Annotated in this window: 18 protein-coding genes; 14 read left to right on the top strand and 4 right to left on the bottom strand. The window is 69.7% G+C overall.

Annotation, left to right across the window (positions count from 1 at the left end):
- Window positions 1-125 precede the first annotated feature (125 nt).
- On the top strand, window positions 126-1,019 hold the full coding sequence (locus tag AC1RM6_RS12190; RefSeq protein ID WP_493101478.1) for a LysR family transcriptional regulator: 894 nt from the start codon (window positions 126-128) through the stop codon (window positions 1,017-1,019).
- 52 nt (window positions 1,020-1,071) lie between these two features.
- On the opposite strand, the gene AC1RM6_RS12185 is transcribed toward AC1RM6_RS12190, so the two are convergent.
- A complete protein-coding gene (locus AC1RM6_RS12185) occupies window positions 1,072-2,184 on the bottom strand; it encodes an alkene reductase (protein WP_493101476.1) in 1,113 nt (370 codons plus the stop codon).
- Window positions 2,185-2,306: 122 nt separating this feature from the next.
- Window positions 2,307-3,845 carry an acyl-CoA synthetase gene (locus AC1RM6_RS12180; RefSeq protein WP_493101474.1) on the bottom strand — a complete coding sequence of 513 codons (1,539 nt, stop codon included), beginning with the start codon at window positions 3,843-3,845 and terminating at the stop codon, window positions 2,307-2,309.
- 212 nt (window positions 3,846-4,057) lie between these two features.
- On the opposite strand from AC1RM6_RS12180, the gene AC1RM6_RS12175 reads away from it, so the two are divergent.
- From AC1RM6_RS12175 to AC1RM6_RS12125, 11 genes are read left to right on the top strand one after another with little or no spacing between them, the layout of a single operon-like run.
- Window positions 4,058-6,325 carry a TonB-dependent receptor gene (locus AC1RM6_RS12175; RefSeq protein ID WP_493101472.1) on the top strand — a complete coding sequence of 756 codons (2,268 nt, stop codon included), beginning with the start codon at window positions 4,058-4,060 and terminating at the stop codon, window positions 6,323-6,325.
- 11 nt (window positions 6,326-6,336) lie between these two features.
- Entirely contained in the window at window positions 6,337-7,569 is a 1,233-nt protein-coding gene (locus AC1RM6_RS12170) for a cytochrome P450 (protein ID WP_493101469.1), read from the top strand.
- Between the two features lie 13 nt (window positions 7,570-7,582).
- Complete coding sequence (locus AC1RM6_RS12165) at window positions 7,583-8,464, top strand: helix-turn-helix domain-containing protein (protein ID WP_493101467.1); 882 nt, start codon at window positions 7,583-7,585, stop codon at window positions 8,462-8,464.
- Window positions 8,461-9,930 (top strand): aldehyde dehydrogenase family protein, encoded by a 1,470-nt coding sequence (locus tag AC1RM6_RS12160; RefSeq protein WP_493101465.1) that lies wholly within the window; start codon window positions 8,461-8,463, stop codon window positions 9,928-9,930. Before AC1RM6_RS12165 ends, AC1RM6_RS12160 begins: the two co-directional genes overlap by 4 nt.
- A 47-nt stretch (window positions 9,931-9,977) precedes the next feature.
- The gene (locus AC1RM6_RS12155; protein WP_493101463.1) at window positions 9,978-11,081 is read left to right on the top strand and encodes an NAD(P)-dependent alcohol dehydrogenase; all 1,104 of its coding nucleotides are present in this window, start codon (window positions 9,978-9,980) and stop codon (window positions 11,079-11,081) included.
- A 33-nt stretch (window positions 11,082-11,114) separates the two neighbouring features.
- Window positions 11,115-11,876, top strand: coding sequence for an SDR family NAD(P)-dependent oxidoreductase (locus tag AC1RM6_RS12150; protein WP_493101462.1), 762 nt, complete (start codon window positions 11,115-11,117; stop codon window positions 11,874-11,876).
- Complete coding sequence (locus tag AC1RM6_RS12145) at window positions 11,873-13,114, top strand: acyl-CoA dehydrogenase family protein (protein WP_493101460.1); 1,242 nt, start codon at window positions 11,873-11,875, stop codon at window positions 13,112-13,114. Before AC1RM6_RS12150 ends, AC1RM6_RS12145 begins: the two co-directional genes overlap by 4 nt.
- Entirely contained in the window at window positions 13,111-14,181 is a 1,071-nt protein-coding gene (locus tag AC1RM6_RS12140) for a phosphotransferase (RefSeq protein ID WP_493101458.1), read from the top strand. The genes AC1RM6_RS12145 and AC1RM6_RS12140 overlap by 4 nt, the downstream gene beginning before the upstream one ends.
- Entirely contained in the window at window positions 14,178-14,963 is a 786-nt protein-coding gene (locus tag AC1RM6_RS12135; RefSeq protein ID WP_493101456.1) for an enoyl-CoA hydratase/isomerase family protein, read from the top strand. The genes AC1RM6_RS12140 and AC1RM6_RS12135 overlap by 4 nt, the downstream gene beginning before the upstream one ends.
- Window positions 14,964-14,966: 3 nt before the next feature.
- Complete coding sequence (locus AC1RM6_RS12130) at window positions 14,967-16,127, top strand: acetyl-CoA C-acetyltransferase (RefSeq protein ID WP_493101454.1); 1,161 nt, start codon at window positions 14,967-14,969, stop codon at window positions 16,125-16,127.
- Window positions 16,128-16,143: 16 nt separating this feature from the next.
- Entirely contained in the window at window positions 16,144-16,920 is a 777-nt protein-coding gene (locus AC1RM6_RS12125; protein WP_493101452.1) for an enoyl-CoA hydratase-related protein, read from the top strand.
- A gap of 205 nt (window positions 16,921-17,125) precedes the next feature.
- On the opposite strand, the gene AC1RM6_RS12120 is transcribed toward AC1RM6_RS12125, so the two are convergent.
- On the bottom strand, window positions 17,126-18,004 hold the full coding sequence (locus AC1RM6_RS12120) for a LysR family transcriptional regulator (protein ID WP_493101451.1): 879 nt from the start codon (window positions 18,002-18,004) through the stop codon (window positions 17,126-17,128).
- 88 nt (window positions 18,005-18,092) lie between these two features.
- Here AC1RM6_RS12120 and AC1RM6_RS12115 point away from each other — a divergent pair, with 88 nt between their 5' ends.
- Window positions 18,093-18,899 (top strand): alpha/beta fold hydrolase, encoded by an 807-nt coding sequence (locus tag AC1RM6_RS12115; RefSeq protein ID WP_493101449.1) that lies wholly within the window; start codon window positions 18,093-18,095, stop codon window positions 18,897-18,899.
- Window positions 18,900-18,941: 42 nt separating this feature from the next.
- On the opposite strand, the gene AC1RM6_RS12110 is transcribed toward AC1RM6_RS12115, so the two are convergent.
- Window positions 18,942-19,424, bottom strand: a complete 483-nt coding sequence (locus AC1RM6_RS12110; protein WP_493101447.1) for an Lrp/AsnC family transcriptional regulator — start codon at window positions 19,422-19,424, stop codon at window positions 18,942-18,944.
- Window positions 19,425-19,527: 103 nt separating this feature from the next.
- Here AC1RM6_RS12110 and AC1RM6_RS12105 point away from each other — a divergent pair, with 103 nt between their 5' ends.
- Window positions 19,528-20,439 carry an EamA family transporter gene (locus AC1RM6_RS12105; RefSeq protein ID WP_493101445.1) on the top strand — a complete coding sequence of 304 codons (912 nt, stop codon included), beginning with the start codon at window positions 19,528-19,530 and terminating at the stop codon, window positions 20,437-20,439.
- The last annotated feature ends 45 nt before the right edge of the window (window positions 20,440-20,484 follow it).

The following is a 20,484-nucleotide window of genomic DNA, read 5'->3' as shown; positions in this document are numbered from 1 at the left end:
TTCCGATCGGGGATGTGGGCCGGGCCGGCGGGGCGGATAATCGGGCCGGTCGTCCGAACATTGCGGACGCCGCCATCCGCAATCTGCGCTAGCATCGCCCGGGCAACCACGAGGCGGACGATCGCATGGACAGACTGACGGCGCTCAACACCTTCGTCGAGGCGGCCGAGGCGCGCAATTTCACCGTCGCCGGCCGCCAGCTCGGCATCTCCTCGTCGGCGGTCGGCAAGGCGATCGCCCGGCTCGAGGACCGCCTCGGGGTGCGGCTGTTCCACCGCAGCACCCGCAGCGTCGCGCTGACCCCCGAGGGCGAGCAGTTCCTCGCCCGCTGCCAGCGAATCCTCGGCGAACTCGAGGCCGCCGAGATCGAACTCGCCGAAAGCGCCGGCGCCCCGCGCGGGCGGCTGCGGATCAGCATGCCGCTGATCGGGATGCTGCTGATGCCGGCGATCGGCGGCTTCGCCGAGGCCTATCCCGAGATCGAGCTCGACCTCGATTTCTCCGACCGGCTGGTCGACGTGATCGAGGAAGGCTTCGACGCGGTGCTGCGCACCGGCGCCGCGACGGACTCGCAGCTGATGATGCGGACGCTCGGCACTTTCTCCTATGTGATCGTCGGGGCGCCGTCCTATTTCGCGCGCCGCGGCCATCCGCAGCAGCCCGAGGACCTGCGCGACCATGCCTGCATCCACCATCGCTGGACGATGTCGGGCAAGCTCGAACGCTGGCCGCTCAGCCGCGACGGGGTCGAGCTCGACATAGATCTGCCGGTGACCGCGACCGCCAACACGATGGAGCCGCTGATCGACCTCGCCGAGCGCGGCCTCGGGCTCATCTACACCCCGCTGTTCACCGTCCGCCGCAAGATCGACCAGGGCCTGCTCGCGACCAGCCTCGACCGCTTCACCCGCCAGGTCGGGGTCTTCCAGATCCTGTGGCCCTCGGGCCGCCAGCGCGCGCCCAAGGTCAAGGCGCTGGTCGACTATATGGCGGAGCACCTGTTCGCCGGCGAACGGTGAGGGAAACCTCGGTCCTCCCCAGCAAAGCTGGGGAGGACCTCAATCGCAGCGCTCAGGCGGCCAGCTCGGCGGCCGGATAGTCGGTGTAGCCGCGCGCGTCGAAGGTGTAGAAGCTGTCGCGGTCGTGGGGCGCGAGCGGGATGCCCGCTTCGATCCGCCGGGGCAGGTCGGGGTTGGCGACGAAGTGGCGGCCGAACGCCACCAGGTCGGCGCTGCCCGCCGCGACGATCGCCTCGGCGCTCGCGGGTTCGAAACCGCCGGCGGCGATGATCGGGCCGGTGAAGATCGCGCGCAGATGCTCGGCGGCGACCGGTGCCTGGCCTTCGGCGATCACGACATTGCCCTTCACCCGCGGCTCGATGATGTGGAGATAGGCGAGGCCGTAGCGGTTGAGCTGGGCGGCGACATAGCCGAACAGCGCCTGCGGATCGCTGTCGGACATGCCGTTCCACTGGCCGTTCGGGCCGACCCGCACCCCGACCCGGTCGCCGCCGAATATCGACGCCACCGCCTCGACCGCGTCGAGCAGCAGCCGCGCGCGGTTCTCGATCGATCCGCCATAAATGTCGGTCCGCTTGTTGCTGCCATCCTGGAGGAACTGGTCGATCAGATAGCCATTGGCGCCGTGCAGCTCGACCCCGTCAAACCCCGCCGCCTTCGCGTTGATCGCCGCCTTGCGGAAATCCTCGACGATGCCGGCGATCTCGCCGGTTTCGAGCGCGCGGTGCGGCGAAGGCTGCAGCCAGCCCTCGGGGGTCGAGGTCAGGTTCGCGGGATTTTCCCAGTAGCTCGGGTCGACCGAGGCCGACACCGGATCCGATCCTTCGGTCACCAGGATGTTCGACGAGCGGCCGGTGTGCCAGAGCTGGGCGAAGATGCGACCGCCTTTGGCGTGGACCGCGGCGGTGACCCGCTTCCAGCCGGCGACCTGCGCGTCCGCATAGATGCCGGGGGCGCCGAACCAGCCGCGCGCCGACGGCGACACGGGCGTGCCCTCGCTGATGATCAGCCCGCCGTCGGAGGCGCGCTGCCGATAATATTCGACCATCAGGTCGCCGGGGACGCCGCCCGGCTGGTCCGCGCGCGAGCGGGTGAGCGGCGCCATCACCACCCGATGCTTGAGCGGCACGGCACCGACCTGGACCGAAGAGAAAAGCTTGGACATGACAGTCTCCATCACGAAATCGAAAGGGTGCGGCAGGTGCCGCTGATGGAGGCCCAGATAGGCGGCGCGGGGGTGCGCGATAATCGGGGCGCCGGTCCGGTCATTGCGGACAGGATCGTCCGCTATGCGCCGGCGGTCGGCGCCGTCGCGCGAAACTCGTCAACGAGCCGGCGCTTCATCAGCTTGCCGGTCGGCTCGCGCGGCAGCTCGTCCCTGAAGATGATCGCGCGCGGCGTCTTGACCCCGCCGAGCGCGCCGCGGACATAGGCGGACAGTTCGTCGGCGAGCGCCGGCCCCGCAGCGGTCCCGGGCACGGGCTGGACGATCGCGAGCACCCGCTCCCCCATCTCCTCGTCCGGCACCCCGATCACCGCGGCGTCGGCGACCCCGGGATGGGTGACGAGGCAGTTCTCGATCTCCTGGGGATAGATGTTCACCCCGCCGGAGATGATCATGAAGCTCTTGCGGTCGGTCAGGAACAGATAGCCGTCGGCGTCGACCCGGCCGATGTCGCCGAGCGTCGCCCAGCCGTTGCGGTCATAGGCCTGCGCGGTCTTTTCGGGGTCGTTGTGATAGTGGAAGGCGGGGCCGTCGGCGAAGCAGACATTGCCCTCCGCGCCGACCGGCAGCTCGGCGCCGTCGTCGTCGGTGATCTTGAGCCGACCGAGGACGGCGCGGCCGACCGAACCTGGCCTGGCCAGCCATTCGGATGCCGAAAGCGCGGTGATCCCGCAGGTCTCGGTGCCCGAATAATATTCGTGGAGGATCGGCCCCCACCAGTCGATCATCGCCTGCTTGACCGGCACCGGGCACGGCGCCGCCGCGTGGACGACCGCGCGCAGCGACGACAGGTCGTAGCGTTCGCGCACCGCCGCCGGCAGCTTGAGCATGCGCACGAAATGGGTGGGGACGAAGGTGGCGTGGGTGATGCGATGGCGCGCGATGAACGCCAGCGCCTGTTCGGCGTCGAAGCGCTCCATCACCACCACCGTGCCGCCGAGCCGGTGGACCGTCATCGCCCAGCGCAGCGGCGCCGCATGATAGAGCGGCGACGTCGAAAGATAGACGCTGTCGCCGTCCATGCCGTACAGGTCGCGGCCCATCGCCATCAACGGCGTCGGGTGGTCGATCGGCCCCTCGGGCAGCGGGAATTTCACCCCCTTGGGGCGTCCGGTCGTGCCCGACGAATAGAGCATGTCGGTCCCCGGGCTCTGGTCGGCGATCGGCGCGGTCGGCCGGGTCTGCGCCAGCGCCTGCCAGCCGCGCGCGCCGGGCGTTTCCGCCGACCAGCCGAAGATCGCGAGCTCGGGGCGGTGCGCCAGCGCCTGTTCGGCCAGCCCCAGATATTTGTCGCTGACGACCACCAGCCGGGCGCCGCAATCCTCGACGACATAGGCGATGTCGGCGGCGCTGAGCTTGTTCGAGATCGACGTGAGATACAGCCCGGCGCGCTGCGCCGCGCCGCCGAAGACGAAAACCTCGGGGCCATTGTCGAACAGGGTCGCGACGACGTCGCCGCGGCTCAGCCCGAGGCTGCGCAGGGCGTGCGCGGACTGGTTCGACAGGGTTTCGAGCGTCGCATAGTCGATCGACGCGCCCGTCGCCGCCATGACGATGGCGGGCTTGGCGGGGGTCGCGGCGGCGTGCACCGACGGATGCATGGCGAATCCTCTCTGTTGTGTTTCTGTGCGTGTTCGGCACGCGAGAGACGGGGAATCCGCAAAAGCGATCCGGGCGCAAGCGGTGCGCAATTTTTGTCAAATCTCGCGCTAAGCCTGTGCAAAGCCACGCCCCGCGCTTCCCGCTAGACGATGATCCACAAGATGAGCGTGAGAGCTCCGCAAGCGACGGAGCATCGACAATGGGAGAGGTTATGAAGAACAAGTCCGCAAATCCGCACCGGGCCGCTTTGGCGCTGCTGGTGTCGGTCTCGTCGCCGGCGCTCGCGCAGACCGCCGTGGCGGAAGCGCAGGCCGTGCCGGCCGCCGCCCCCACCACCGACACGGTCGACGCCGCCGACATCGTCGTGACCGCCCAGCGGCGCGAGCAGTCGCTGCTGAAGGTACCGCTGGCGATCTCGGCGGTGTCCGGACAGGGGCTGACCACCAAGGGCATCGTCAATTCGGCCCAGCTCGCCACCGCGGTGCCGAACCTCCAGGTCAACAGCGCCTATGGCAACACCCAGCCGAACTTCTCGCTGCGCGGGATCAGCGTCGCCAACGAGTATAATTCGAACCAGGCCTCGCCGATCGGCGTCTATATGGACGACGTCTACCTCGCCAACCGCACCTCGCACGGCATGGGGCTCTACGACCTCGATCGCGTCGAGGTGCTGCGCGGGCCGCAGGGCACCTTGTTCGGCCGCAACACCACCGGCGGCGCAATCAACTTCATCACCAAACAGCCCAAGCTATCGGGCACCAACGGCTATGCGCAGGGCGGTTACGGCAATTTCGACACCTGGACCGCGCAGGGCGCGATCGAGACGACCGTCGTCGAGGACCAGGTCGGCCTGCGGGTCGCCGGCAATTACGAGAAGGGCGACGGCAAGTTCGACAATGTCGCGGCCGGCGGGCGCGATCCCAACTCGGTCGACCGGCTCCAGGGCCGCGCCTCGCTGCGGATCCGGCCGGGCGGCGGGCCGCTCGACGTCAAGCTCCAGATCTATGGCGGCCGCGACCGCGGCACCCAGGCGCCGGTCTATGGCCTGCTGCCGTTCCGCCAGGGGATCGGCTTCTACCAGGTCAACGAGAACCGAATCGGCTTCAACAAGACCTCGGCCTATGGCGGCACCGCCAATATCGCCTACGAACTGTCGGACGCGTTCAAGCTGACGTCGATCACCAACTATGGCGGCGGCAAGCAGAACCTCACCCAGGCCGCCGACGGTTCGCCGCTCGACGTGCTCGACATCAACTGGCGCTCGGCGTTCCGGCAGTTCAGCGAGGAAGCCCGCCTCAATTACGACAGCGACCGGCTCAAGGCGGTCGGCGGGCTGTTCTACGGCTGGGACCGGACGATCACCGGCAATCTGTTCAACATCGGCAGCGCGCTGGCGCCCGGGGTCAATGGCGGCTTCTTCCAGCATTACAAGCAGGTCCGCCGCTCCTCTGCCGCGTTCGCGCAGGCCGATTACGATCTCAGCAGCAAGCTCGTCGCGACGGTCGGGCTGCGCTACACCTGGGATCGGGCGCGCTACGATGACGGCTATGCCTATCTGTTCGCCGGCAATGTCGGCGGCACGCAGACGCCGCTGGCGACGACGGTGCCGTGCAACGGCGTGCCGGGCACCTGCGCCTACAACCCCGCCGCCCGCTTCGCGCTGCGCGGCCGCAACAATGCGCTGACCGGCCGCGCGGCGCTGAGCTACACGTTCGACGACGGGGTGCTCGCCTATGTCAGCTACAGCCGCGGCTATCGGTCGGGCGCGTTCAACGGCGGCGGCTACACCTCGTCGGTCGGCATCACCTATATCAAGCCCGAGCAGGTCAACGCCTATGAGGCCGGGGTCAAGGGCCGGTTCCTCGACAACCGGCTGACGCTGTCGGCGGCGGGCTTCTATTATGATTACAAGAACCAGCAGGTGCAGGACACCCGGCCGGGGCCGGTGTCGTTCCTGGTCAACGCGCCGAAGTCCGAAGTCTATGGCGCGGAGGCCGAGGCGTCGCTGCGGGTCGTCCCCGGGCTGACGCTGAACGGCTCGCTCGGCTATCTCCATGCGACCTACAAGGAACTGACGCTCCAAGGCACCGACCTGAGCGGCAAGGATCTGCCGTTCGCGCCGCGCTGGACCGCGCAGGGCGGGTTCGACTGGACGATGTTCCGGATCGCCGAGGGCGAGCTGACGCTGTCGCCGACGGTCAGCTATTTCGCCCGCCAGTGGTTCTCGCCGTTCAACGCCGCCAATGCCGCCGGCACCGGCCAGCTCAATGCCGAACTGGCGCAGGGCAGCTACGCCAAGGTCAACGCGACGCTGGCCTGGACCCGCGACAACCTCACCGTGCGCGCCTGGGTCAACAACCTCACCAACCGCAAGACGCTGGGCTACGGGCTCGACCTGCGCGGCGCAGGCTTTCCGTACAACTTCCTCGTCCCCACCGACCCGCGCACCTATGGCGGATCGGTCCGCATCGCCTTCTGAGGAATTGCCGGATGTCGACCCTATTCAGCGGCCCCGACCTCAAGGATCCCGATCTCTATCAGGATCGAGCCCCCCACGACGTCTTCGCCCGGCTCCGTCGCGAGGATCCGGTCTACTGGAATCCCGAGGCCGACGGCGCCGGTTTCTGGGCGCTCACCCGCCATGCCGACATCGTCGAGGTCTCGCGGCGCGCCGACCTGTTCTCGTCGGCCTATGACAATGGCGGCCACCGGATCTTCAACGAGAACGAGGTCGGCCTGACCGGCGCCGGCGACAGCGCGGTCGGCATCCCGTTCATCTCGCGCGATCCGCCGATCCACACCCGCTATCGCAAGCTGGTGATGCCGGCGCTGGCGCCGGGGCGGCTCGGCGACATCGAGCAGCGGGTCGAGGAGCGGATCGTCGCGCTGCTCGACAAGGTGCCGCTCGGCGAGGTCGTCGACATCGTCCCGCTGCTGTCGGCGCCGCTGCCGCTGCTCACCCTCGCCGAACTGCTGGGGCTGCCGTCGGACATGTGGCTCAAGCTCTATCACTGGACCAATGCGTTCGTCGGCGAGGACGACCCCGAATTCCGCCAGTCGGCGGCGTCGATGGCCGAGACCATGGCCGAATTCTTCGCCTTCTCGCAGGCGCTGTTCGACGCCCGCCGCGCCGAACCCGGCCCCGACATCGCCAGCCTGCTCGCCAATGCCGAGATCGACGGCGTGCCGGTGCCGTTCAACGATTTCGTCGGCAATCTCATCCTGGTGCTGGTCGGCGGCAACGAGACCACCCGCAACTCGCTCAGCCACACGCTGGTCGCCTTTTCGGAATATCCCGATCAGTGGGACGCGGTGCGCGCCGATCCCGATCTGCTCAAGAGCGCCGCCGCCGAATTCGTTCGTTATGCCAGCCCGGTGCTGCACATGCGCCGCACCGCGATGGCCGATGTCGAGATCGGCGGCCGGGCGATCGCCAGGGGCGACAAGGTCGTGATGTGGTATATTTCGGGCAATCGCGACGAAGCGGTGTTCGCCGATCCCGATCGGTTCGACGTCCGCCGCCGGGCGGTCCAGCATGTCGGTTTCGGCGCCGGCCAGCATGTCTGCGTCGGATCACGGCTGGCTGAAATGCAGCTCAGGGTGGCGTTCCGCCTGCTCGCTCGTCATGTTCGGCGCTTCGAAGTCGAGCGGGCGCCGCGGCGCTTCCGGTCGAACTTCATCAATGGGCTGAAGAACCTCGATATAAATCTGGTTCCGGCCTGAAGGAGAGCGCGCCATGGCCGAAAAGATCGACTGGAACGACGAAGACATCATTGCCGACGCGCTCGGCCGCGCGCCCGACGTCGCGCTGGGCGGCGACCATGGCCGGTGGCGGCTGTGCCGCTGGCGCCAGTTCGTCGGCACCTACACGCTGCCGGCGCTGCCCGACCCGATGTTCGTCGTCCACATCGCCGGCAAGCCGAGCGTGCGGACCTGGGACCGCGACGGCTGGAGCGAGGCGACCTCGCTGCCCGGCTGCGCGACGATCGTCCCGTCGAACCAGCCGACCGGCTGGCTGGTCGACGGCGAACTCGACGTCGTCACGTTGAGCGTGGCCTCGGCCGACCTGCAGCGCGCGCCGGCGCTCGACCAGTTCAAGCGGATGCGCTTCGCCTTTTCCGACCCGCTCGGCGTCGCGCTGACCCGCCAGATCCTCGGCGAGCTCTATGCGCCGCGCAGCGGCGAGCGCGACGTCTATGTCGGCGCGCTCGTCGACGCGCTCAAGGCGCATATGCTGCGCGGCCCGGTCAACGCCGGCACCGCCGAGATCCCGACCTCGGCCTTTTCCTCCTATCGCATCCACCACATCATGAACGCGATCCTCGAGCGCCCCGAGGCCGAACACAGCATCGAGGAACTGGCGGCACAGACCGGGGTCACCCCGACCCATTTCTGCCGGATCTTCAAGAAGGCCACCGGGGTCTCGCCGCACCAATATGTGATGAAGGCGCGGCTCAACCGCGCCCAGCACATGCTCGAACAGTCCGAGGCGTCGATGGCGACGATCGCCGAGGCGCTCGGCTTCACCAGCCAGAGTCATTTCACCCGCGCCTTCCGGCAGTTCGCCGGCGAAACCCCGAGCGATTTCCGCAGACGCGGACGGGAGACGATGCAGTGACACAGCTTCACGGGTTCGACGATCTGGTGCTCCCCGATCTCGCGCTGAGCGCCGGCGGCGACCGGCTGCGCGCGACCGCGACCGCGCCCGACATCGATCCCTGCACCGCCGAGGCGTTCGGCGACGTGCCGGTCGCCTCGGCGGGCGACGTCGACCAGATCGTCGAGGCCGCGTGGCACGCCTTCAGGGCGCCGGGCTGGCGCGACCTGCATCCGCTGGCGCGCGAGCGGCTGCTCCACCGCTTCGCCGACGCGATCGAGGCCGACCTGCCGCGCCTCGCCGCGCTCGAGGCGCTCGACACCGGCAAGCCGGTCGCGATCGTCGAGGCGGTCGACATCCCGGCGGTGGTCAACTGGCTGCGCGCCTATGCCGGCTGGCCGTCGAAGCTCGCCGGCCGCGCGGGAACGCTGACGGCGACGCCGGGCGACTATCATGTCTACTCGCGCCGCGAACCGATCGGCGTCGTCGCCGCGATCACGCCGTGGAATTTCCCGCTGGTGCTGGCGATGTGGAAGATCGCGCCAGCGCTCGCGGCGGGCTGCACCGTCGTCCTCAAGCCCGCCCCCGAAACCCCGCTGAGCGCGCTGCGGCTGGTTGAACTCGCGCGGCAGGCCGGCCTGCCCGCAGGCGTGCTCCAGGTCGTCACCGGCGACGGCGCGACCGGCGCCGCGCTCGCCGCCCATCCACGCGTCGCCAAGGTCGCCTTCACCGGATCGACCGCGACCGGCCAGGCGATCCTCAAGGCGTCGATCCCCGACCTCAAGCGGATCACCCTCGAACTCGGCGGCAAATCGCCGTCGATCATCTGCGCCGACGCCGACCTGGCGAGCGCGATCCCGCAGGCGGCGATGGGCTGCTTCTTCAATTCGGGGCAGGTCTGCTATGCCGGCACCCGCCTCTATGTGCACCGCTCGATCTACGAGCAGGTGCTCGACGGCATCGCCGCGGTGGCCGCCGCCCAGAAGCTCGGCCCCAGCGCCGACCGGACCAGCCAGCTCGGGCCGCTAATCAGCGCGCGCCAATATGAACGGGTTTCGGGCTTCGTCGACCGGGCGAAGGCGGCCGGTATCCAGGCGCTGACCTCGCCGGCGCCGCGTCCCGAACGCGGATATTATTATCCGCCGACGGTGCTGCGCGACGTGCCCGCCGATGCCGAGGTCGCGCGCGAGGAGGTGTTCGGCCCGGTGCTGGCGGCGTCGGCCTTCGACGATATCGACGAGGCGATCGCGCGCGCCAACGACAGCGTCTATGGGCTTGCCGCCCATCTCTTCACCCGCGACCTTGCGCTGGCGCACCGGGCGTCCGCGGCGATCGAGGCGGGGACGGTGTTCGTCAACTGCATCCTGCTCGCCGACCCCGCCTTCCCGTTCGGCGGGATGAAGATGTCGGGCATCGGCCGCGAAAATGGCAGCGAGGTGCTCGAGGCCTATCTCGAACCCAAATCGGTGGTGATGGCGCTGGCGTGACGGGGCGCCGGATCGGACAGGCCATCGCAACCCAGGGAGACATGACGATGAAGACGATCGCCGCGGTCGCGCGCGCGCCGCATGAGGATTTCACGATCGAGACGGTCGACATCGCCGCGCCCGGGCCCGGCGAGGTCCGCGTCAGGATCGCCGGGGTCGGCCTGTGCCACACCGATCTGATCGCGCGGGACCAGTTCATCCCGATCCCGCTCCCCGCGATCCTCGGCCATGAGGGCGCCGGGATCGTCGAGGCGGTGGGCGACGGGGTGACCAAGGTCGCGGTCGGCGACCGTGTCGTGATCGGCTTTTCGAGCTGCGGCCATTGCCCGCGCTGCGCGGGCGACCTCCCCTCCTATTGCCGCGAATTCCCGGTGCTCAACTATGCCGGCGCGCGCGGCGACGGCACCACCGGCATCGCGATCGACGGCGCGCAGGTCTCGGCGAATTTCTTCGGCCAGTCGTCGTTCGCCGCGCACGCGCTCACCCGCGAGCGCAACCTCGTCCGGATCGACCGCGACGATATCCCGCTCGACATCCTCGGGCCGCTGGGCTGCGGTTTCCAGACCGGCGCCGGCGGGGTGATGCGCTCGCTGGCCTGCCCGGCCGGATCGACGATCGCGATCTTCGGCGGCGGCCCGGTCGGGCTGGCGGCGGTGATGGGCGCGGTGATCCAGGGCTGTACGACGATCATCCTCGTCGAGCCGTTCGCGAGCCGGCGCGCAACCGGCCTTACCCTCGGCGCGACCCATGTCGTCGACCCCGGCGACGGCGATGTCGGCGCGGCGATCCGCGCGATCCTGCCCGACGGGGTCGACTATGCGTTCGAGACCAGCGGCCGCGAGGCGGTGGTCGAAACCGCGCTGGGGTCGCTCGCCAGCCACGGCCTGCTCGGCCTGGTCGGGGTACCGCCGCGGCCCGAGAGCAGCGTCGCCATCAACCTGGCCTCGCTGATCACCTTCGGCCACCGCATCCACGGCATCGTCGAAGGCGACAGCGATCTCGACAGCGTCATCCCCGAGCTGGTCGAGCTCCACCGCAACGGGCGCTTTCCGTTCGACACCCTGGTCCAGCGCTTTCCGCTCGACCGCATCAACGACGCGATCGCCGCCCAGCTGCGCGGCGACTGCATCAAGGCGGTGCTGATCCCATGAGGCGCCCCATGACCGATATGAGAGGACGATCAGATGAACATTGACGGCGTGGCAGCGATCGTGACCGGCGGCGCGTCCGGCCTGGGGGCCGGCACCGCGCGGCGGCTGGCGCGGGTCGGCGCGCGGGTGACGATCTTCGATCTCAACGCCGATCTGGGCCGGGCGACCGCCGCCGACATCGGCGGCCACTTCGCCGCGGTCGACGTCACCGACGAGGGCGCGGTCGAGCATGCGATCGGCGCGGCCGAGGCGCTGCACGGCACGGCGCGCATCCTGGTGAACTGCGCGGGGATCGGGCCGCCCGCCAAGGTGATCGGGCGCGACGGCACGGCGATCCCGCTCGCCGACTTCACGAAGATCGTCACGATCAACCTGATCGGCAGCTTCAACATGCTGTCGAAATTCGCGGCCCGCCTCCACGATGCCGATCCGATCGGCGAGGAACGCGGCGTCATCGTCAACACCGCGTCGGTCGCCGCCTATGACGGCCAGATCGGCCAGGCCGCCTATGCCGCGTCGAAGGGCGGCATCGTCGGCCTGACCCTGCCGGTCGCGCGCGAATTCGCCCGCTACGGCATCCGCGTGATGACGATCGCCCCCGGCATCTTCTGGACGCCGCTGCTGGCGACGCTGCCGCAGGAGGCGCAGGTCTCGCTCGGGCGGCAGGTGCCGTTTCCGAGCCGCCTCGGCCAGCCCGACGAATATGCCCAGCTGGTCGAAAGCATCGTCACCAACCCGATGCTCAACGGCGAGACGATCCGCCTCGACGGCGCGATCCGGATGGCGCCGAAATGAGCGCCGCCACCCCTGCCCCTACTCCCGGCCCTGCCCCCGGCGTCGGCGCCGAGCGCACCGCTGCGATCGCGGCGAAGGTCGAGGCGTTCGTCCGCGACGTCGTCGTCCCCTATGAGCAGGATCCGCGCCGCGACCATCATGACTGCCCGACCGAGGAACTGGTCGCCGAGCTGAAGGCGAAGGCGCGCGCCGCCGGGGTGCTGACCCCGCACATCCTCGACGACGGCCGGCATCTGTCGCAGCGCGAGACCGCGATCGTGCTGCGCGCGTCGGGGCTGTCGCCGCTCGGGCCGCTGGCGCTCAACACCGCCGCCCCCGACGAAGGCAATATGTATCTGCTCGGCAAGGTGGGCAGTCCCGAGATCAAGGCGCGCTTCCTGCGCCCGCTGGTCGAGGGGCGCACGCGATCGGCCTTCTTCATGACCGAGCCCGCGGCCGAGGGCGGCGCCGGATCCGATCCGTCGATGATGCGGACGACCTGCCGGCTCGACGGCAATCACTGGGTGGTCAACGGGCGCAAGGCGTTCATCACCGGCGCCGACGGCGCCCGGATCGGCATCGTCATGGCGAAATCCGAGGCCACTGACGGAACCGGGGGCGACGGCACCGGAGGCGCGTGCATGTTCCTCGTCGACCTGCCCGATCCGGCGATCCGGATCGAGCATGTCCCCAACACGATCGACAGCTCGATGCCCGGCGGCCATGCGGTGGTCGGCATTGAGGATCTGCGCATCCCCGCCGACCAGATGCTCGGCCAGCCGGGCGAGGGCTTCCGCTATGCCCAGGTCCGGCTCGCGCCCGCACGGCTGTCGCACTGCATGCGCTGGCTCGGCGCCTGCATCCGCGCCAACGAGATCGCGACCGACTATGCCTGCCGGCGGCAGGCGTTCGGCAAGACGCTGATCGATCATGAGGGCGTCGGCTTCATGCTCGCCGAGAATATGATCGACCTGCGCCAGGCCGAACTGATGATCGACTGGTGCGCCGGGGTGCTCGATGCGGGCGGCGCCGGCGGCACCGAAAGCTCGATGACCAAGGTCGCGGTCTCGGAGGGGCTGATGCGGGTCGCCGATCGCTGCGTCCAGGTGATGGGCGGCAGCGGGGTCACCAGCGACACGATCGTCGAACAGGTGTTCCGCGAGATCCGCGCCTTCCGCATCTATGACGGCCCGACCGAGGTCCACAAATGGAGCCTCGCCAAGACGATCAAGCGCGGCTGGACGGAGCGCCGGCCATGAGCGTCGATGCCGCGGCCAATGCCGGCACCACCGCCGTCCGCGAGGCGCACCGTTTCGACGAGGCGCGGCTCGCCCGCTGGATGGAGGAGCATGTCGAAGGCTTCCGGGGACCGCTCACGGTCGAGCAGTTCAAGGGCGGGCAGTCCAACCCGACCTACAAACTGGTAACGCCGTCGCGCGCCTATGTGTTGCGCCGCAAGCCGCCGGGGCCATTGCTCAAGGGCGCGCATGCGGTCGAGCGCGAGGCGCGGGTGCTCGCCGCGCTCGGGCCGACCGGCTTTCCGGTCGCGCATGTCCATGGCCTGTGCACCGACGACGATGTGATCGGCAGCTGGTTCTTCGTCATGGAGATGGTCGAGGGACGGATCTTCTGGGACGCGACCTTCCCCGATGTCGAGACGCGCGATCGCGCGGCCTATTTCGACGCGATGAACCGGACGATCGCGGCGCTGCACGAGGTCGATCCGGTCGCCATCGGCCTTGGCGACTATGGCCGGCCGGGCAATTATTTCGAGCGCCAGATCGCGCGCTGGTCGAAGCAATATCTCGATGATGGCGACGCGGGACGCGACCCGGACATGGACCGGCTGGTCGCGTGGCTGCCGGCGCATATCCCGCCCGGCGACGAGACCCGGATCGTCCATGGCGATTTCCGTTGCGACAACATGATCTTCCACCCGACCGAAGCGCGGGTGCTGGCGGTGCTCGACTGGGAGCTGTCGACGCTCGGCCATCCGCTCGCCGATTTCGCCTATCATGCGATGATGTTCCGGATGCCGCCCGACATCGTCGCCGGGCTCGGCGGCGCCGACCTGGCGGCGCTCGGCATCCCGTCGGAGGCCGATTATCTCGCCGCTTATTGCCGGCGGACCGGTCGCCCGCTGGTCTCCGAAGCGGACTATGCCTTCTACGTCGCGTTCAATTTCTTCCGGCTCGCGGCGATCTTCCACGGCATCAAGGGCCGGGTCGTGCGCGGCACCGCGGCGTCGGCGCATGCCCGCGAACGGGCGGCGAGCCTGCCCAAGATCATCGGCCTCGCCCGCGACAGCATGGAAGCGTGCCTGTGAGCGCGCCGCTGATCGTCGAGCTCGCCGGCGGGATCGCCTGGCTGACGCTAAACCGTCCGGAGGCCGGCAATGCCGTCGACCTGCCGATGGTCCGGGCGCTGGCGGCGGCGGCGATCCGCTGCCAGACCGACGATGCGATACGCTGCGTGGTGCTGACCGGCGCCGGACGGCTGTTCTGCGCGGGCGGCGATGTCGGGCTTTTCGCCGCGGCCGGCGACCAGGTGCCGGCCTATCTGAGCGAGCTGGCCGGGACGCTCCACATGGCGCTGGCGCGGTTCGCGCGCATGGCCAAGCCACTGCTCGTGCTGGTCAACGGCCCGGCGGCGGGGGCGGGCCTGAGCCTCGCCATATCCGGCGACGTCGTGCTGGCGGCGCGATCGGCGCATTTCACCGCGGCTTATGGTTCGCTGGGACTGACCCCCGACGGGGGGATGAGCTGGACGCTGCCGCGCCTCGTCGGGCTGCGCCGGGCGCAGGAGATCATCCTGACCAACCGGCGGATCGGCGCCGAGGAGGCCGAGGCGATCGGCATGGTGACGCGATCGGTCGACGATGGCGACCTGATCGCCGAGGGCCGCGCGACCGCGGCGCGGCTGGCCGCGGCCCCGGTCGCCGCGCTGGGGGCGGCGCGCGCGCTGCTGCAGGAGAGCTTCGCGAGCGGGTTCGAGACCCAGCTCGAACGCGAGGCGCGCGCGATCGTCGCGGCGGGCGCGTCCGCCGAATGCCGCGAGGGCATCGCCGCCTATCGCGCCAAACGCACACCCGATTTCCAAGGAGTCTGATCGATGGCCGAGGCCTATATCGTCGAGGCGCTGCGCACCCCCGGCGGCAAGCGCAAGGGGCAGTTCGCCGGCTGGCATCCCGCCGACATGGCCGCCGAGATCCTCGACGCGCTCGTCGCGAATTCGGGGATCGACCCCGCCGCGATCGAGGATGTGATCCTCGGCTGCGTCACCCAGGCGGGCGAGCAGGCCTTCGCCTTCGCGCGCAACGCGGTGCTGGCCTCGGGGCTTCCCGAAAGCGTGCCCGCGGTGACGATCGACCGCCAGTGCGGCAGTTCGCAGCAGGCGGTGCAGTTCGCGGCGCAGGCGGTGATGTCGGGCACGCAGGACGTCGTCATCGCCGCGGGCGCCGAGAGCATGACCCGGGTGCCGATGTTCACCAACATGTCGTTCCATGCCGAGCATGGCATCGGCACCGGCCCGCTCAGCGACCGGATCAAGGCGCGCTACGGCGTCGAGGAGTTCAGCCAGTTCGCGGGCGCCGAGGCGATCGCCCGCAAATATGGCTTCGACCGCGAGGCGCTCGACCGCTTCGCGCTCGAAAGCCATCGCCGGGCGGCGGCCGCGACCGCAGCGGGCGCGTTCGACCGCGAGATCGTCCCGCTCGCGGTCGACGGGGTCCTGCGCCGGACCGACGAGGGGATCCGGGCCGCAGCGACGCTCGACGGCATCGCCTCGGTCAGGCTGCTGACCGAGGGCGGGGTCATCTCGGCCGCCAATGCCAGCCAGATCTGCGACGGCGCGTCGGGTGCGCTGGTCGTGTCGGAGCGCGCGCTCAAACATTATGGCCTGACCCCGATCGCCCGCATCGTCGCGATGACGGTGAGCGCGGGCGACCCGGTGATCATGCTCGAGGAGCCGATCCCGGCGACGCGCAAGGCGCTCGCGCGCGCCGGCATGACGATCGGCGACATCGACCTCTACGAGGTCAACGAGGCGTTCGCCCCCGTCCCGCTCGCCTGGCTGCAGGCGATCGGCGCCGATCCCGACCGGCTCAACGTCCATGGCGGGGCGATCGCGCTCGGCCATCCGCTCGGCGCGAGCGGGACCAGGCTGATGGCGACGCTCATCCACGCGCTCCGCGCCCGCGGCCAGCGCTATGGCCTGCAGACGATGTGCGAGGGCGGCGGCATCGCCAACGTCACCATCGTCGAGGCGCTGTGACGAAGGGGCACGCCGCATGAGCTACGAATTTGCCGAGGTCGCCCGCGAAGGCGCGCTCACCATCGTCACGATCAACCGGCCGAACGCGCACAACGCGCTGCACAGTGCCGCGCAGCAGGAACTGGCAGCGATCTTCGACGATTTCGCCGCCGACGATACGCAATGGGTCGCGATCATCACCGGCGCGGGATCGAAGGCATTCTGCGCGGGCCATGACCTGAAACTCGAACCGGTGATCTCGGCGGCGATGGCGCAGCCGCCGGGCTTCGGTGGCCTCGCGTCGCGGTTCGACCTGACCAAGCCGGTGATCGCCGCGGTCAACGGCAGCGCGATGGGCGGCGGGTTCGAACTCGTGCTCGCCTGCGACCTCGCGGTCGCCTCCGCCCATGCGGTGTTCGCGCTCCCCGAACCCCGGGTCGGGCTGGCGGCGCTGGGCGGCGGCATCCAGCGGCTGCCGCACGAACTGGGGCTCAAGCGGGCGATGGGGATATTGCTCACCGGCCGCCGGGTGTCGGCGCAGGAGGCGCTCGCGCTCGGGATCGTCAACGAGGTCGTCGACGGCGACCCGCTTCCCGCGGCGAAGCGCTGGGCGCAAGACATCCTCGCCTGCAGCCCGATGGCGGTGCGCGCGACCAAGGACGCGGTGCTGCGCAGCCTGTCGACCTCGGTCGAGGACGGTCTGTTCGACGGCTGGGACAGGCCGGCGATGACGGCGATGCTGGCGTCGGAAGATGCGGTCGAGGGGCCGGCGGCGTTTGCCGCGCGGCGCGCGCCGGTGTGGAAGGGGCGGTGATGGGCCCGCGCCTTTAGGCCCTATAATCGCGCGGCTGCTTCTTCTGGCCCCTCTCCCGCTCTTCGCGGGAGAGGCTGGGTGAGGGTCTTCTTCTGTTTTCTTGATCTAGCACACAAAAGAAGAAGAAGACCCTCATCCAACCTTCTCCCGCGAAGAGCGGGAGAAGGCTTAGAAGAAGGAGATCAGCGCCTGTCGAAGCCGGGCTTCAAACGAAGCGCGCCTCGGCGACGAACGCCGCCACCGTCGGGGATCTTTCGTCGCGGCGGCTGGCGATCGCGAGGGTCGCGAAGGGGATGTCGCCGGTCAGGTCGTGGTAGCTCACTCCCTTGACGACGACGTCGCGCATCGACGCCGGCACCAGCGCCACCCCGAGTTCGGCGGCGACCAGCGACAGCACCGAGGCGATCTGCGGCGCCGACTGCCCCATCACCGGTTCGAAGCCGGCGCGGCGGCAGGCCGCCAGGATCGCGTCGTAGAGGGTCGGACCGAGCGGGCGCGGGGTGACGATGAACGGATCGTCCTTCAGCTCGATCAGCGCCACCGGCCGGTCGTCGGCCATCCGCCCCGAGGCGATCGCGGCGATCATCGGCTCGCGTTCGATCTCCTGGAAGCGCAGCCCCTCCTCGCTGACCGATTCGGGCCTCAGGAAGGCGGCGTCGAGCGTGCCCTCGATCAAGGCGGCCACCAGCTCGTTCGAATTTCCCTCGCGCAGCGACAGCGACACGTCGGGATAGCGGCGCCGATAGGCGCGGATCGTCATCGGCACCCGCGGGTTGAACGCCGCCGATCCGGTGAAGCCGACGCGGATCGATCCGGTCTCGCCGCGCGCCGAGCGCAGCGCCGCGGCGGTCGCCCTGGCCGCCTGCTGCGGCATGTCGCGGACATGGACGAGAAAGGCCTCGCCCGCCGCGGTCAGCTCGGCACCATGCGGCAGCCGGCGGAACAGCGCGCATCCGACCTCGGCCTCGAGATCGCGGATCTGCTGGCTGAGCGGCGGCTGGCCGATCCCCAGGCGCCGTGCGGCGCGGGTGAAGTTGCACTCCTCGGCCAAGGCCAGGAAATAGCGGATGTGGCGCAGTTCCACGGTATCTCCAAAAGCTATCGCAAATGGCCTCGCGATGTATTGGACATATAGCACCCGGCGGACGCATTACCATCGCCGGAGGTCGATGATGAGCGTTATGACGGCAGCACAGGATATGAACGGCGAGGCCGATGGCGCGCGGTTGGCCGCGGCGGAGGCGCTGGCGGCGGGAACCGGGCTCGAGCCGGTGGTCTTCCTGCCCGGGCTGTTGTGCGACAGCCGGCTGTGGCGCACCCAGGTGGCGGGACTCGCCGACCTCGCGGCGCCGATGGTCGCCGACCTCACCCTCGACGATTCGATCCCGGCGATGGCGCGGCGGACGCTGGCGGCGGCGCCCGCGCGCTTCTCGCTCGTCGGGCTGTCGATGGGCGGCTATGTCGCGCTCGAGATCATGCGGCAGGCGCCCGAGCGGGTGCGGCGGCTGGCGCTGATCGATACCAGCGCGCGCATCGACAGCCCGGCGCGGACCGCGGCGCGGCGGGCGGGCATCGAATCGCTGCGGCGCGGGACCTTCGTCGGCATCACCCAGCGGATCCTGTCCGATTTGATCCATCCGCGGCATGTCGACGGGCCGGTCGCCGACGAACTGCGGCACATGGCGCGCCGGGTCGGCGGCGAGGCGTTCCTGCGCCAGCAGACCGCGATCATGAACCGGCCGGATTCGACGCCGTCGCTCGACGCGATCGCGGTCGACACGCTGATCGCGGTCGGCGACGGCGATCGGGTCACCCCGGTCGACCATGCCGAGGAGATGCACGCCCGCATCCGCCGGTCGCGCCTCCACCGCTTCCAGGGCTGCGGCCATCTTCCCGCGCTCGAATCCCCCGACGAGACCACCGCGCTGCTGCGGCAATGGCTGATCGCGGAGCATGGCGGCGACAGCAGCATCCACTGACCGGGGGCTGTCGATCGGTCGGGCGGCGAGCGGGCGTGTCCCCTACCCCTCCTCCGCCGACGGGATCACCCCCGCGGCCTTGGTGTGGCGGAACACGACCAGCGTCTTGAAGCTGCGGACCTTTTCGTCCTGGACGAAGATGCGGTGGGTCAGCTCGTCATAATCCTCCATGTCGCGGGCGATGATCCGCACCGCGAAATCATATTCGCCGGTGATCTGCCACGCCTCGACCACCTGCCCCTCGCCTTCGAGCCGGCGGCGGATCGTCTCGGCGGTGCGCGCATCCTCGCGGTCGAGCACGACCAGCACGATCATCGACAGCGGCCAGCCGAGGGTGCGCGGCGACACGATCGCGACCTCGCGTTCGATCACCCCGGTCTCGCGCAGCCGGCGGACGCGCCGGTAGCAGGCGGGCGCCGACAGCCCGGTGCGTTCGGCCAGAGCGGGCATCGCGATCCGCGCATCGCGCTGCAGCTCCGCCAGGATACGGCGGTCGAATATGTCGATCTTGACCGATCGTCGCATGGCGTCCCCCGAGCGATAAATTTTATCGCCTTTTAGGCCAAATCGACCACCTGTGGCGACATGGTTCGATAGAAAAGCGCGGCAACGAGCGGAGGAATGGCGGATGGGCGAAGCGCGAAACGAGATGGCGGCGGCGGGATCGCCGATCCTGCCGGTGCTCGCGCTGCTCGTGTCGATGGCGTCGTTCACCTCGGGCGCCTCGTTCGCCAAGCGGCTGTTCCCGGCGGTCGGCCCGGAGGGGGCGACGACGCTGCGGCTGGTCGGAGGCGCGCTGATGCTGATGATCCTGATGCGGCCGTGGCGGTCGCTGAGCCGCGCCACCCCGTTGCGGCCGGTGATCCTCTACGGGCTGGCGATGGGGTTCATGAACCTGCTCTTCTATCTGGCGCTCGCTCGGATCCCGCTCGGCATCGCGGTCGCGCTCGAATTCACCGGGCCGCTGGCGGTGACGATCGCATCGTCGCGGGCGCGCGCCGACCTGCTGTGGATCGCACTCGCCTGTGCGGGCCTGCTGCTGCTGCTTCCGCTCGCCGGCGGCATCCACGGCATCGACCCGGTCGGGGCGGTGATGGCGCTCGGTGCCGGGATCTGCTGGGCGCTCTACATCGTCGCCGGCAAGAAGGCGGGCGCGACCCATGGCGTCGGCGCGGCCGCGCTCGGCATGAGCATCGGCGCGCTCGCGATCGTCCTGATCGGCGTCGCCCATGCGGGCATGACGCTGCTGCGGCCCGACATCCTGCTCGCAGGCGTGGTCGTCGCCTTCCTGTCGAGCGCGCTGCCCTATTCGCTCGAGATGGTCGCGCTGCGCCACCTCAAGGTCCAGACCTACGGCACGCTGACGAGCTGCGAACCGGCGGTCGGGTCGCTGGCGGGGCTGGTGCTGCTCCACGAGGCGCTGAGCCCGACCCAGGTCTGCGCGATCGCGCTGATCGTGGTGGCGGCCGCGGGTGCGACGGCGACCGCCGCACGGGGGGCGCGGGCGCCGGCGCTGGTGGCGGAGCCGCTGCCCGAGTGAGGGGGCAGGTCTCGACGGACGTGAGGTCGCCCTTCTTGCCGCGGA

Source organism: Rhizorhabdus sp. GW822-FHT03C02 (assembly GCF_058801765.1).
This window is presented reverse-complemented; position numbering and strand designations above follow the sequence as displayed.

Bases quoted from the DNA above. Each gene is read 5' to 3' on its own strand.
- AC1RM6_RS12185 (WP_493101476.1), bottom strand. From the start codon at position 2,184: ATGTCCAAGCTTTTCTCTTCGGTCCAGGTCGGTGCCGTGCCGCTCAAG.
- AC1RM6_RS12110 (WP_493101447.1), bottom strand. From the start codon at position 19,424: ATGCGACGATCGGTCAAGATCGACATATTCGACCGCCGTATCCTGGCG.
- AC1RM6_RS12190 (WP_493101478.1), top strand. From the start codon at position 126: ATGGACAGACTGACGGCGCTCAACACCTTCGTCGAGGCGGCCGAGGCG.
- AC1RM6_RS12155 (WP_493101463.1), top strand. From the start codon at position 9,978: ATGAAGACGATCGCCGCGGTCGCGCGCGCGCCGCATGAGGATTTCACG.
- AC1RM6_RS12170 (WP_493101469.1), top strand. From the start codon at position 6,337: ATGTCGACCCTATTCAGCGGCCCCGACCTCAAGGATCCCGATCTCTAT.
- AC1RM6_RS12140 (WP_493101458.1), top strand. From the start codon at position 13,111: ATGAGCGTCGATGCCGCGGCCAATGCCGGCACCACCGCCGTCCGCGAG.
- AC1RM6_RS12175 (WP_493101472.1), top strand. From the start codon at position 4,058: ATGAAGAACAAGTCCGCAAATCCGCACCGGGCCGCTTTGGCGCTGCTG.
- AC1RM6_RS12115 (WP_493101449.1), top strand. From the start codon at position 18,093: ATGAGCGTTATGACGGCAGCACAGGATATGAACGGCGAGGCCGATGGC.
- AC1RM6_RS12130 (WP_493101454.1), top strand. From the start codon at position 14,967: ATGGCCGAGGCCTATATCGTCGAGGCGCTGCGCACCCCCGGCGGCAAG.
- AC1RM6_RS12180 (WP_493101474.1), bottom strand. From the start codon at position 3,845: ATGCATCCGTCGGTGCACGCCGCCGCGACCCCCGCCAAGCCCGCCATC.
- AC1RM6_RS12105 (WP_493101445.1), top strand. From the start codon at position 19,528: ATGGGCGAAGCGCGAAACGAGATGGCGGCGGCGGGATCGCCGATCCTG.
- AC1RM6_RS12125 (WP_493101452.1), top strand. From the start codon at position 16,144: ATGAGCTACGAATTTGCCGAGGTCGCCCGCGAAGGCGCGCTCACCATC.
- AC1RM6_RS12165 (WP_493101467.1), top strand. From the start codon at position 7,583: ATGGCCGAAAAGATCGACTGGAACGACGAAGACATCATTGCCGACGCG.
- AC1RM6_RS12145 (WP_493101460.1), top strand. From the start codon at position 11,873: ATGAGCGCCGCCACCCCTGCCCCTACTCCCGGCCCTGCCCCCGGCGTC.
- AC1RM6_RS12150 (WP_493101462.1), top strand. From the start codon at position 11,115: ATGAACATTGACGGCGTGGCAGCGATCGTGACCGGCGGCGCGTCCGGC.